Here is a 15,045-nt window from a genome sequence, read left to right as displayed (position 1 = left end):
AATTTTTGCACATGCATTAAGCTTTGAATACAGTTATTTAGCTGAATTTTATTGGCATTGTTTTTGCTCAATATATACTATTGTAAAGGACTACACTTTCAACATTAATATGTTATAATTTACAAATTTTAGAGAAGTTATTATATGGTTTCCATGAATCCCCTTGTCAATCAATATATTTTAGGCTTATCATTTTGAGTAGCATTTAGTGCTGTTATTTTCATGCCGCTTATAGATCCAATCCCATAAATAAAGACAATTTATTATTGTTCATGTTGCGGAAATACTAAAAAATCAAAAAGTTATGAGGTGATTTTTAAATGGTAGATACATTGTTTAAATCTGTTAAAATAGGAAATTTAGAGTTGAAAAACAGATTGTTTATGTTGGGAATGCATACAGGCTATGCAAGAAAGAAAAGAATATCAGAAAGAGATCTGGCATTTTATAAAGAAAGAGTACAGGGTGGAGTTTCTGCTATAACTGTTATTGCAGCAGTTAATGATGTGGCTGGCCCACCGGATATGCATTTTTTAGATCATGATAAGTATATTGAAGAATTTAAAGAATTAAGTAATTTAATGCATGAAGGTGATTGTAAATTAGTTGTACAGTTATTCCATACTGGGAGAAATAATATGCCCATGCTAATTGGCAATAAACAGCCGGTAGCACCTTCAGCAGTGCCATCCCCACTATATAAGAGCCAGCCACGTGTTATGACAAAGGAAGACATCGAAAATACCATTGAGGACTTTGGCAATGCAGCTTTAAGGGCTAAAAAGGCAGGGGTTGATGCTGTTGAAATAAGTTGTAGTGTTGGCTATTTACTTACTCAGTTTTTATCACCTAAAACGAATCTAAGAACCGATGAATATGGTGGATCAGAAGAAAATAGAATTAGATTTCCTAAAGAAGTTATTGGTAAGATTAGAGAAAAAGTAGGAAGTGATTTCCCAATTATTTTAAGAATTTCTGCTGCCGATATGTTAGGGGGTTATGGTGTAGATTTTATGCAAAGATTTACTGTACATGTAGAAGATATGATTGATGCAGTAAATGTTACAGGAGGGTGGCATGAAGCACCTATTCCTCAAATGACAAGGCATATTCCCTATGGAGGATATGATTTCTTGGCCGAAGCTATTAAAAAAGTAATTTCACTTCCAGTTATTGTTTCAAATAGAGTTCATGATCCTGAGGTAGCTGCAAATATAATAAAAGCAGATAAAGGGGATATTGTAGGACTTGGTCGGCAGTTAATTACTGATCCATACTATCCAAACAAAGTCAGAAATGGGGAAAAATATAGAAAATGTCAAGCTTGTAATCAAGGTTGTATAGAGAGAGTTTTAAGATTTAAGGATGTTAAATGCGTGTTTAATCCTGAGGTAGGAAAAGAAACAATTAAAATTACAAAAACAGATGATCCGATGACTATCCTTATTGTGGGTGGTGGACCGGCCGGTATGGAGGCTGCTAGAGTTAGTGCTTTAAAAGGACATAATGTTATTCTATGTGAAAAAGAAGGTGCATTAGGTGGAAAGGTAGTTGTAGCAAGTAAACCACCTCATAAAGAAACCTTTATAAATTATATAGAGGTTACAGAGGATACAATAAGAAAGCTAGACGTGGAAGTAAGGCTTAATACTAAAGTGACAGGGGAATTGATTAAAGAGATAGGGCCTGATCATGTATTTATTGCTACCGGCAGTAGCCCAATCATACCACCAATTGATGGGATTAATGGATCAAAGGTTGTAATGGCAGAGGATGTATTATTGGCCTCAGATGATAAAATTAAAAAAATCTTAGAAAAGGACGTTTTGATTATAGGGGGAGGAATTGTAGGTTTAGAGACTGCTGAACATTTAATTAGTAAATTGATCCCGGATGTATATTATCAAAATTTTAAAGCAAAGTATATACCTAAAAAATTAATGCCTCAGCTTTCAATTAATCCAGAAGATGTAAAATTTGTTTTACCGAATACTAAATCCAAGGATTCACCTAAAATTACAGTAGCTGAAATGACCAATAAGCTTGGTAAAGGATTGGGTGGATATAAATGGATCATGACTAAAGAACTTAAGACATTGGGGGTTAATTTAAAAAAGAATACTAAGGTTATTTCAATTAATGAAAATGATATAACTTTAAAAAGTGAAGATGGTATAGAAAAAATAAATGCAAATACGATTATATTAGCTGCTGGTTACACACCTTTAGGGAAAGAGCTAACAGAAATTCTTGATAAGCAGGGAATTAAGTATGATGTCATCGGTGATGCGAAGGAAGTAAGAAAAATTATGGATGCCCACGATGATGCGTTTAATGTGGCATTAAAAATAAAAAAAGGAGATGCAATTATGTCATATGGTACAAGAGTTAATTATGAAAAGAAAGAAACTATAGGTATTGTAACCTTAAGCAATCCCCCTCTAAACTTAGTTGATGAAAAATTTTTCTTAGAGCTTGAAGCAATTCAAAAAGAAATCTATTCTGACAAGTCTTTAAGAACAGTTATTATTGTTGCTGAGGGGCAAGCTTTTTCGGCAGGTATTGATTTAAAATACCTTTCCACTGCAAGTAGCAGGTTCATGAAGGATAATTTGGAGTGGTTACAAGGGCTATATAGCTTTTGGCAAAAACTACCTATACCAGTGATTGCAGCGGTACATGGATATTGTATTGGTTCGGCAGTTGAATTGATTGCGGGGGTAGATTTAAGAGTTGCTGGTAAAAGTTCAGTATTTGCATTGCCAGAAGTTCAGTTGGGATTATCACCTGATATGGGAGGAACAACAAGGATAACAAAGCTGGTTGGATTGGGTCAGGCTAAGAGACTAGTAATGGCTTGTGATAAAATTGATGCAAATGAAGCCTATAGAATTGGATTAGTAGAATATCTCGTCGAGGATGAGGATTTAGAAAAATTTGCGATGAAGTTAGCTGGGAAATTAGCAAATTATCCACCATCAGCAGTAAGGTTTGCTAAAAAAGGTATTAATGTAGCATCAGATAATAGTACTGAAGCGGGGTTATTATTCGAGCAGGCACAATCAATCTATTGTAGTGGCACCCATGATATAAAAGAGGGAATATCTTCTTTCATAGAGAAAAGAAAACCAAGCTTTAAGGATGAATAATTCTTAAAAAGTTCATTTGAGATTAAACCCTTAATTTGTATTTCTTCTATATGACATTTTAACTTAGTAGCACTAGTTTGTTATAAAACTACACAATGGAGGATTTAAGTCATTTAAACATAAGAAAACTCAGTATTTATAGGGGTTTTGGAGTTTTGCAACAAGCCATATAATTAAGGATAAAAGAGGGATGTAGAAATGAAGAGCATTAGACAAAAACTCATCATTTGGTTTGTAGCAATCATTTTAGTTATAGCTGGTGGATTAAGCTTAATTTCATATAATATTGCATTGAATTCCATTGAAAATAACACAAGGGATAGTTTACAAGAGCTTGCAGTACAAGTATCGGTTATCATTTCTAAAGATATTGAATCCAAAATAAACACTATAGAAAGCATAGCGAATAGGCAGGCTATTCGAAGTATGGACTGGGAAAATGATCAGCTGCCAGCCCTAATAAACGAAACGGAAAGAAACAACTACTTATTTATGGGGGTTGGTACCCCAGATGGGAACGTAAAAAATTCCCGTGGAGATGAACTATATTTAGGTGATAGGGAATATTTTCAGCTAGCATTGCAGGGACATTCTTCTATTAGTAACCCTGTTGTTAGTAGAGCTGATGGTTCTATTATAGTATTATGTGCCACTCCTATATTTGATGAAAACAAAGATGTTATAGGTGTAGTAGCGGCTGTTTTCGATGGTAGAGCCTTGAGTGCAATTACTAATGATGTTAATTTTGGAGTAGACGGATATGCCTATTTAATTAATGGAGAAGGTACTATCATAGCACATCCAAATGAAGAGGTTGTACTAGAACAACGAAGATTTATTGAAGAAGCTAAGGGAGATGATACCCTTACAGAACTAGCTAATGACATGACAAATGGGGAAAACGGTTTTTGCAGTTATGATAATTTAGATGGAGAAAATATTTATGTTGGTTATGCGCCTGTTAAAGGTACTGATTGGATTGTTGGAGTAGCTGGCTTGCGTTCAAACGTGTTAGCATGCTTAAGTGATTTAAAAATAGGAGTAGGACTTGCGGCTTTTATTTTCATTATTTTAGGTCTAGCAATGGCTAACTTTGTTGGACATCAAATTTCGATCCCAATAATAAGACTATCAAAACTGTTAGATCGTCTTAGTAAATATGACTTAACTTTTGATAAAAATAGTCCAGCCATCAAATACTTGGATAAGAAAGATGAAATAGGAACCCTTGCTAATGCCATGACTACGGTACGCAATAATTTTGTTCATATTTTAAAAGACATATCTGACAAATCCCAACATGTAGCTTCAGCATCAAAGGAACTAACTTCAACTAGCCTACAGGTATCAACAGCAGCAGAAGAAGTAGCTAGAACCATTGAAGAAATTTCTAGAGGAGCTAGTGACCAAGCTAGAGATACTGAAAATGGAGAATTACATATTACTGAATTAGGTGATATAATCCAAAAAGAACAAGGGTACATTAAGGCGTTGAATAGCTCTACTAATGAAGTAACTAAATTAAAAGATGAAGGTATTATTATTTTGCATGATCTAGTAGAAAAGACAGAAACTAGTAAAAATTCAACAAAAGGAATACATGAAATTATTATTAACACCAATGGAAGTGCAGAAAAGATAGAAGGTGCTAGTAAAATGATCAAAAACATTGCAGAACAAACAAATCTATTAGCACTAAATGCAGCTATAGAAGCAGCTAGAGCAGGAGATGCAGGCAAAGGTTTTGCAGTAGTAGCAGATGAAATAAGAAAACTAGCAGAACAGTCTAGTGTCTTTACAGAAGAAATTGATACTATTGTTAAGGAGCTAACGGATAAAACTGGATATGCTGTTGAGATAATGAAAGAGGTAGAAGAAGTTGTTGCATCTCAATCCAAGAGTGTAGAATTGACCAATACCAAATTTAAAGGCATTGACAATGCCATTGAAAAAATGAAGAAAATAATAGTATCAATAAATGAATCATCACAAGATATGGAAGATAAAAAGTACGAGATTGTAAGCATTATTGAAAATCTATCAGATATTTCCAAGGAAAATGCAGCAGGAACGGAAGAGGCGTCAGCTTCGGTAGAAGAACAAACTGCATCTATGGAAGGAATAGCTAATTCCAGTAATTCCTTAGCACAGTTATCGCAAGAAATGCAAGAACGTATTGATAAATTTAAGTATTAAAAATATAAGAAAATTATAATGTTCCAATTTTCCTATACATTAGATTACTATAAAGAAAGAATGAGAATTCTTCTAGAAACGGAGATAATTGAGGATAAGGAAAAGATTATATAGGTCTTAGTAAGCTTTATTAAAAGAGTATTATTAAATAGATGATTGTAAAACTATGGAACAATAGAAATTGATGGCTTATGTTTAGAATAAGAGAAAAGAGGTCTAATATTGTCGATATGATTTTAGGATAATTTGTGCAAAAATTTTATTTGTTGTACAATTTTTTCACAAATGTGAAACTTTGTATATAGTTATTTAGATGATTTTAAATTGGCATTGTTTTTGCTATTATATATTTCATAAACATTTTAATAAGGAAAGGTGAAAGATGTGTTAGCTATGAATTTTAAAGATATATAATATATCAAAAGGAATAGCTTCAATTGTATTAAGTAGCAATTATTTGTGCTGAGGGAAAAGCTAGAAGCATTAGGAATAGAACCTTTAGCTGTATCTTAACCTTTATGGAGATTCAAGCAAGACTATTAATTTAACATATTCAAAACTTCTATAAGCACTGAGTATTTGTATATGTATAAATCAAGCTTTTCTATGTCAATCTTATACAATGAATTATAGACTAGGAACATTAAAGAGATGTATAGGAGAGCAAACCATACTTAAGCTATTTATAGATTAAGTATATAGTTGGTACATTACTATGAAAAAAAGTAAGAAATAAGGGAGGAGAATGGTAATGGCAATAAAAACAGTATTATTAAATCCAAATGACTACAATGTAAAGCATCCCGATCAAAAAACCCATAATGCAATGATTAAAACTATGGAGTTTTTTGAGAAAAAAGGTTTACAATCAATAAGAGAAGATCATAAGTTTTTTAGATGGCAGGAAGATTGGATGAAATATCAGGCAGATCATAAAATATTTGCAACAATGTTAACTGCTGAAGGATATGGTGAAGATGCCTCTCGTTTTGATTTGGCAAGAATGTGCGAAATGAGTGAAATACTTGCATTTTATGGTGAATCGTATCAATATACTTTCCAGGTTTCAGTACTAGGGGTAGGACCAATTTGGATGAGTAAAAATGAAGAACAAAAGAAGGAATTAGCTGACCAATTAGAAGAGGGTCATGTATTTGCATTTGGAATGTCTGAAAAGGAACATGGTGCAGATCTTTATTCTAATGAATGTACAATTAGACCAGTTAATGATGAAAAATATGTAGCTAATGGTAATAAATACTATATAGGAAATGCTCAAATAGCTCCGAAGATAACTACTCTAGGTAAAAATTCTGAAACTGGAGAATGGACTTATTGGGTAGTGGATAGTAGACATAGAAATTATAAATATGTAAAGGATATAGAAACCCCATCGATAGGTCAAGCTAGAGTTGGAGAATATGAAATGATAGAGTATCCTCTTACAGATAAAGATATATTAACGGTTGGAGATAAAGCATTCGCAGATGGCTTGTCTACAGTAAATATTGGGAAATTCCAATTGGGCTTTGCGAGTTCTGGTATAGCTGCCCATGCATTTTGGGAAGCGATTACCCATGCAAATAGGCGTGTTATCTATGGTAGAAAAGTTACTGAGTTTCCCCATATTAGAGCATTTTTATCTGAAGCTTTTTGCCGTACAAATGCAATGAAATTATATGCACTTAGAAGCCTTGATTACTTCAGGTCCATGTCAGAAGAAGATAGACGGTACCTATTGTTTAACCCAATTCAGAAGATGAAGGTTACAACTCAAGGTGGAGATGTAATAAGATTGATTATGGATGTTGTATGTGCTAAGGGCTATGAAAATGAAAACTATATATCTGATGCCTATGGAACTATGGATTATTTATTTAGATTAGAAGGTACTGCCCATGTAAATATGGCATTAGTACTTAAGTTTATGAAGAACTATTTCTTTGGAAATGTAGAGTATCCAGAAATTTTAGTATGTGATCAAGCTAAGGATGATTCTAATGTATTTGCACAAAGGATGGGCGGACTTGCAAAGGTTAAATTCCCAGATTATAAAAAGGCATATGAAGGTGTAGAAATTCCTAACGTAAAAGTATTCTTAAATCAAGTAGAAACTTTTAAAAAAATGTTGGCTGAGGCTGCACCAGACGAAAAATTAATAAAAAATATGGACTATATGCTTAACTATGGAGAAATATTTACAATGATAGTATATGCTCAGCTCATATTAGAAGGGGCTAGATTGAGAGATGTACACGAAGATTTAATTGACCAGATGTTTGCCTTGTTTATTAAAGATGTTAATAAATATGCATTAACTCAATTAAATAGCCAAAATAATACGGAAAAGCAAGAAAAATTCTTAAAAGAATTAGCTTTAACTAAACCTATTATCGACAAGGAAAAGGACATGAAATTCTGGAAGGAATTTGTCGAAGTTCTTGATGGTGCATATGTAATGAATGGAGCAGTAATCGGAGTATAATAATTTTGGTTTAAATAATTTAAATTTTATATCTAAAAAGACAAATTCCTATTTTAAAGAAAGAGGGTTTGTCTTTTTAGATATAGGGAAGAACTTTGTTAGAGTTCTATAGTACTAGAATAAGTCAAGAAAAATTTAAACTAAGGCTTGAAGATTAAATACAGTTTTTTAAAGGGGCTACCTCTAGGAGAGTCTACAATTATTTTACTAGGATAATTGTAGATTATCATAAACAGTGAATTGTATTAGACAACTTCAGATTGCCAGGACATGTATAATTTGTACAAAAATTGCACTAATTGCACAAGTTTATTACCAGATTAGCACAAGAATTTATACGAATTAATTAATGAAGTGGCTTTTTAGTGGCTTGTGGAGAAATATTAAAAAGTGGAACATATTTTGCAATTAAGATAAAGTGATGATGATTACGATTAGAGATTAGCAGAATTGATAAGGAAGAGACAAAGTAACATTTTAGTCTCAAATAAAAAAATCAATATAAGTGAATCAACCTAATACCAAAGTAAAATAAAATTAAAGGGGGTGTGAAGATATAAAAGTATCATGTAGTCTACAGATACATCTATGCTAAGAAAAGTTATTGGTTTAGTCTTTCTTGTAGGATGATTTAGTCTAAGCTATAGTAGAAAAATTTCATTGAAGAGAGGGGATTAAAAGGATATGAATAGAATATTTATGGATGAATATAAAAGAAAACTTGTGACAGCCGATGAAGCTGTAAAATTGGTTAAATCTGGAGATTGGGTAGAATATGCTGCTACTATTAATAGTGCCCATGACTTTGATGAGGCACTGTCTAAAAGAAAAGATGAACTCTGGGATGTTAAGATACGTTGCGATATAGGTGGTTATCATCATTTTACAGCTGAAGTTGATCCAAGTGGTGAACATTTTGTTTGGAGTGCATGGCATACGGCAGGATATGATAAAAAATATATACATAAAAATCTTTATCATTGCCCTCAAAAGCTTCACGAAAATCCTAGAATGACTCGTCAGGATTGCATTCCCACTAATATAGCTGTGGTAATGGTTACTCCTATGGATAAGCACGGCTATTTTAATTTCGGAGCGAGTGCTGTAAGTAGTTGGGCAATGATGGAAACTGCCCAGACTGTTATCTTAGAAGTTAACGAAAATATGCCCCGTTGTCTTGGCGGATTTCAGGAAAGTGTACATATTTCACAGGTGGATTATGTAATAGAAAGCAATAATGTTCCGATAACTACACTGCCAGTAGCAAAGCCAAATGATATCGATAAAAAAATTGCTTCCTATATTTTAGAACGTATGTATGATGGAAACTGTATACAGTTGGGTATAGGGGGTATTCCTAATGCTGTAGGTAAGATGGTAGCACAATCCGACTTAAAAGATTTAGGTGTTCATACTGAAATGTATGCTGATGCTTACGTAGAAATGTACAAAGCAGGTAAAATAACTGGAGCCCGTAAAAATATTGATAAATATAAACAGGTCTATGCTTTTGCCATGGGAACTAAGGAAATGTATGATTTTATCGATGATAATCCTGGACTGGCAGCATGCCCTATAGATTATACTAATGCTCCTTGGATAATAAGTCAGATAGACGATATGGTGTCCATAAATGCTGCTATTGAAATGGATTTATTCGGGCAGGTTTGCTCTGAGAGTATTGGTACCAGACATGTTAGTGGGACTGGCGGACAATTGGACTTTGTGGAAGGGGCTTATAAATCAAAGGGTGGACAGAGCTTTATTTGCCTGCCTTCAACTATTGAAGTCAAAGGTAAGAAGGTTTCAAAGATTAAGCCTATACTCACTCCAGGGGCAATAGTTACCGCTCCTAGGTCAGCTGTTGATATGATAGTAACAGAATACGGTGTAGCCAAGTTAAAGGGGCAAAATACTTGGCAGCGAGCTGAAGCACTAATAAACATTGCCCATCCTGATTTTCGTGATGAATTAGTTAAAGAAGCTGAGACGATGCATATCTGGAGAAAAAGCAATAAGAAATATTAGAAATTTACTTGACTTGCTATTAAAACATGTTCAAAAAGTATCGACACTGTATACCGTATATAAGGGTGTTGGGTTCTGAGTTTTTACACATCCTGGCGGAGCTACTGTGCTAGAAAAATAGCAAACAAGTATATTTAAGGCCACCAGTAGGAGATTGCTCATATTTAAATGATCAGAGGAAATAGCAGCTGATATGATAGAACATATAATTCCTAAATTACCGTTATAATTGTATAAAAATTTGTATACATTTGCCTTAAAAGGAACCTGTTTATTTAAATGAAATCATATATAAATAAACAGGTTCTTTTATTTATATGGGCAAATTCCATATTTACTTCCTATAAAAACCCTCTCCCCATGTAGTTTGAAAATCCATATCCAACCTAGCCAAGTAAGGGTTATGCAATTTCTTCATATATTTACTCAATGACATAATATATAAAATTTCAACTTATAACCTAGGTTATTACATTGTGTTTTGTTATAATATAATATAATGCCGCAAATGGAATGGGGGCTCAAAAGTGTTTAAAATAATGATAGTTGAGGATGATATAAAAATAAGAGAAATAATCCTAGAAAATGTAGAAAGATGGGGTTATAATGGACTAGCTATTGAAGATTTTAATTTGGTATTTAGCACATTTGTAGAGTTTAATCCTCATTTGGTTTTATTAGATATCAATCTTCCTACCTTTGATGGGTTTCATTGGTGTAATAAAATAAGGGAGGTTTCAAAGGTTCCCATTATATTCATTTCCTCAAGAAATACCAATATGGATATAATAATGTCGGTAAATATGGGGGGAGATGATTTTGTACAAAAGCCATTTTCACTAGATGTATTAATGGCTAAGGTAAATGCCCTTTTAAGAAGAACCTATTCTTATAGTAGTACTGAATCAAATGTTATTGAGCATGATGGTGTAATATTAAATTTAAAGGATAATGATATTATATATAATGAAAAAAAAGTAGAGCTTACAAATAATGAGTTCAAGATACTTTATATACTTATAAAAAATAACGGCAATGTAGTAAGTAGGGATAAGATAATGAGGAAGCTTTGGGAGGATGAAAGCTTTGTAGATGATAATACCTTGACGGTTAATATTAATAGATTGAGAAAAAAATTATCGGATATTGGGGTAAACGATTTTATAAAAACAAAAAGAGGGCAGGGGTATATAATAAAATGAAGCTTAAAGAATATTTATCCGATAGAAGATATTTGTTTCTATTTTATGCTACACTAATGTTTTTTATATCATTGGTGGTATATTTAGATCCAAGTGTAAAGGTTGGTTTAGATAATATTATATATATAAACATTGTTGCTTTCGTTTTTTTTATAATATATTTTATGGGGAGTTATTTATATAATAAAAGATATTATAGTACTATAAATTACATCATAGAAAATTTTGAGGGGGATATCATTAATAGTTTGCCCGAGCCTAAAACCCATAAACAGTATTTATATAATCAGCTATTTAAAAGGATTTATCAGCAGCAAAATGATAAAATAGAAGGATTATATGAAAATAAAAAAGAGAACTTTGAATATATAACTTCTTGGGTTCATGAGGTAAAAACACCTATAGCAGCAAGTAGGTTAATCATTGAGAATAGCATGGGTAAATCCCATGAGAATATATTGAATAGTATAGAAGAAGAACTGGATAAAATAGAGACTAAAGTTGAACAAGTGCTATATTATTCAAGAATAGATGCTTTTTCAAAGGATTATTTAATTGGTGAAATCAATTTAGAGAAAGCTTTAAAAGAGATTATAAAAAAGCATGCTAAAGTTTTTATAAATAAAAGAATAAAAGTTGAAATGGAAAATGTAAATATGGATGTGTCTACGGATAAAAAATGGCTTTTGTTTATAATGGATCAGATTTTAACAAATTCCTTAAAATATACTGATAGTGGTGGAAAAATAAGGGTTAGTACTGAAAAAGACAACAAAGAGAAGAGACTCATAATTGAGGACAGTGGAATTGGAATAAAGCCAGAGGATATAGGAAGAATTTTTGAAAAAGGATTTACGGGATATACAGGAAGACAAAACTATAGGTCTACGGGAATGGGATTATATTTGGCGAAAAGGCTTGCTAGAAAGCTAGGACACGATATATCCGTGGAATCCGTATACGGAGAATATACAAGACTGACCATACATTTTCCAAAGCTTATAAATTATTATAATCTACATTGATTATAATATATAAAGCCCTGTAGCCATGAATAATTATAAGTGACAAAAACGTAAGATTTGAGTATTGTTTTGTTAGGAAAATAAATGGTTTAAACTATATATTTTGATTAAAATAAGGTTGAAAGCTCTTATAAATCCTTAAGGAGCTTCCAACCTTTTTTAGGACATAGAAAAATACAAAAATTGCTTTATTATGGGGGGATATATATGAATAATGTTTTAGTAGCTAAGAATGTAAAGAAAATATATGGATCAAGAGGGAATATATATCCTGCAATTGATGATATAAGTCTTGAAATTAAAGAAGGGGAGTTTATAGGGATAATGGGACCATCGGGAGCTGGAAAGACTACTCTTTTAAATGTGGTTTCAACCATAGATAAGCCTACATCAGGAATAATCACTATAGATGGAGATAATATTGTAAAAATGAATGAGGACAAGCTATCTTCCTTCAGAAGAAATAAACTAGGCTTTATTTTCCAGGACTTTAATCTTCTTGATACATTAACTATTAAAGAAAATATTGTATTGCCTCTGGCTTTGACAAAGGTAAATCATAAAGAGATAGAAAAAAGATTAAATGAAGTGGCAATTTTGTTGGGAATTAGTAATATATTGAGCAAATATCCCTATGAAGTTTCAGGGGGACAAAAACAAAGGACAGCAGCGGCTAGAGCAATTATAAATAGGCCTAAGTTAATATTAGCAGATGAACCCACCGGTGCATTGGACTCTAAATCATCCAGTGAGCTGTTAGAGTGCTTAAGTGACTTAAATGAAAATAATAAAGTTACCATAATGATGGTTACCCATGATGCCTTTGCGGCAAGCTATTGCCAAAGAATAATATTTATTAAGGACGGGGTCCTATTCACTGAGCTTGTTAGGGGAGGTTCACGCAGGGAGTTCTTTCAGAAGATAATCGATATACTAAGGGCACTTGGAGGTGATAATAGTGACCTTATTTGACCTTGCTGTAAAAAACATTAAGAGAAATTTTTATAATTACTTAATATACTTTATATCAATGATATCTAGTATTATGATATATTACATATTTACATCGATACAATATAATGGGGAGATCCTAAAAATAGTTGGTGTGGATAGAAGGATAGATGTGGCATTTAAGACATCGTCTATTGTAGTTGCAATTTTTACTATAATGTTCATATTGTATTCTAACTCCTTTTTTACCAAAAAAAGAAAAAAAGAGGTTGGACTATATTCGCTTATGGGTGTTAAAAAGAAACAAATTGGAAGAATGTTATTTTATGAAAATCTAATAATGGGTATAGTAGCCCTTGGGGCAGGAATTTTTATGGGAAGCTTGTTGTCAAAGGTCTTCGCCATGCTTTTGATTAAATTAATGGGATTCTCCGTGGAAGTGAAATTTACTATCATACACAAGGCAATAATCAATACTATTATTACCTTTGCCATATTGTTTCTTATTACTTCGGTTCAAGGATATACTATTATTTTTAGATTTAAGCTTATTGAACTATTTAAAGCGGAAAAAATGGGAGAAAAGCAGCCAAAGGTATCAATAATATTTGCAATACTGGGAATAGGTTTGATACTGGGAGGATACGCATTATATCTATTTCCGGAGTTTCCCTCTTTATATAGTATATTAGGAACCTTCATTATGGTAGTTGTGGGAACATATTTCTTTTTTTCATCCTTTATAATATTTATGATTAAATTGGCAAAAGAGAATAGGAAAAATTATTATAAAGGTATAAATATGATTAGAATATCTCAGCTTTCATATAGAATAAAGGGTCATTCTAAAACCCTAGCTACCATAGCTATACTTAGTGCCACAACGCTTACTGCCATGGGTGTAACCGCCAGTGTCTATTATGACTTTCAGACAACGATAGATATACGGTATCCCTTTTCATATGCTTATATAAGCAATGATGATAATGTAGATAAGAAAGTTGAAGAAGTTATGGGGAAATATCCTAAAAATAAAGTTATAAACTCTGTAGATTTTAATTTTGCTAAAGTCAAAGGGAGATTACCTCAAGTCACAAAATATAAAGTAACAGAACACGTTATCAATATTATTTCTGAAAGTGAATTTAATGAAATAATGGAAGTAAGAGGAATTGAGGATAAAATCAATATAGATAGCAGGGATGAAGCAGTAATTATTGATGAATTTTATAGTGAAAGTTTTATGGATAGCTATATTGGAAAGATGGCTGAAATCAATCTAGGAAATAAAAGAAATGAATTCAAAATAGTGGATACTAAAAAATACTCATTACTTAATCAATTTATGGTATTTAATATATTAGTAGTTAAGGATGAGATATATGATAAGTATTTGAGTAGGGAAAACATTATAAAGGGAAGGGCATATATAAATAGTAATGAAAAATATAGTAGGGAATTGACTGAGGAGTTAGCTGATATTGTGACAGAAACTGATATAGAACATGATGGAATTGGGTGGAGGTTTACTTCATATTATACAAGTTATAGAGAGGGTTTAATTGAATCTGGCTTAACAATTTTTATTGGAGCTTTTCTGGGATTGGTATTTTTACTATCGACGGGAAGTATAATATTCTTTAAGCAGCTCTCAGAAGCCAACGAAGATAAGGAAAGATATAAAATATTAAAAAACATAGGAGTTAATAAAAGGGAAATAAGGGCCTCAATAGCCAAGCAAATGCTATTCGTATTTCTTCTTCCCCTAGTGGTAGGTATTTTTCATAGTTTAGTGGCTGTATCATTGTTAAATAAAATGCTAGATATAAATCTAGTTGTACCAATTAGTTTAAGTGTAGGGGCCTATACACTAATCTATATGGTTTATTATTTTTTAACTGTAAATTCCTATGCAAAGATTGTAAATGCAAAGGTATAAGTTCCATTTATAAGTAAATTTCATGATAAAGCTATTTTAAAATTTTTAGAAAAGTCAATAGATTTCAAAT

General features: G+C 32.2%; 8 protein-coding genes. All 8 read left to right on the top strand.

The window, feature by feature from the left end; translation table 11 throughout:
- The first annotated feature begins 320 nt into the window (after positions 1 to 320).
- Complete coding sequence (locus N4A68_17585) at positions 321 to 3,149, top strand: enoyl-CoA hydratase-related protein (protein MCT4566107.1); 2,829 nt, start codon at positions 321 to 323, stop codon at positions 3,147 to 3,149.
- 198 nt (positions 3,150 to 3,347) lie between these two features.
- The gene (locus N4A68_17580) at positions 3,348 to 5,345 is read left to right on the top strand and encodes a methyl-accepting chemotaxis protein (protein ID MCT4566106.1); all 1,998 of its coding nucleotides are present in this window, start codon (positions 3,348 to 3,350) and stop codon (positions 5,343 to 5,345) included.
- Between the two features lie 751 nt (positions 5,346 to 6,096).
- Positions 6,097 to 7,830: an acyl-CoA dehydrogenase gene (locus N4A68_17575; GenBank protein MCT4566105.1), complete on the top strand. Its 1,734-nt coding sequence runs from the start codon at positions 6,097 to 6,099 to the stop codon at positions 7,828 to 7,830.
- A gap of 684 nt (positions 7,831 to 8,514) precedes the next feature.
- Positions 8,515 to 9,858, top strand: coding sequence for a butyryl-CoA:acetate CoA-transferase (locus N4A68_17570; protein ID MCT4566104.1), 1,344 nt, complete (start codon positions 8,515 to 8,517; stop codon positions 9,856 to 9,858).
- A gap of 527 nt (positions 9,859 to 10,385) precedes the next feature.
- Entirely contained in the window at positions 10,386 to 11,060 is a 675-nt protein-coding gene (locus N4A68_17565; protein MCT4566103.1) for a response regulator transcription factor, read from the top strand.
- The gene (locus N4A68_17560) at positions 11,057 to 12,085 is read left to right on the top strand and encodes a sensor histidine kinase (protein MCT4566102.1); all 1,029 of its coding nucleotides are present in this window, start codon (positions 11,057 to 11,059) and stop codon (positions 12,083 to 12,085) included. Before N4A68_17565 ends, N4A68_17560 begins: the two co-directional genes overlap by 4 nt.
- Positions 12,086 to 12,292: 207 nt before the next feature.
- A complete protein-coding gene (locus N4A68_17555; protein ID MCT4566101.1) occupies positions 12,293 to 13,057 on the top strand; it encodes an ABC transporter ATP-binding protein in 765 nt (254 codons plus the stop codon).
- On the top strand, positions 13,044 to 14,975 hold the full coding sequence (locus tag N4A68_17550) for an ABC transporter permease (protein ID MCT4566100.1): 1,932 nt from the start codon (positions 13,044 to 13,046) through the stop codon (positions 14,973 to 14,975). Before N4A68_17555 ends, N4A68_17550 begins: the two co-directional genes overlap by 14 nt.
- Positions 14,976 to 15,045 lie beyond the last annotated feature (70 nt).

Source organism: Maledivibacter sp., from assembly GCA_025210375.1.
Taxonomy (GTDB): Bacteria; Bacillota; Clostridia; order Peptostreptococcales; family Caminicellaceae; genus JAOASB01.
The sequence above is the reverse complement of the archived record's forward strand: the minus strand, read 5'-3'. Positions and strand labels throughout refer to the sequence as shown.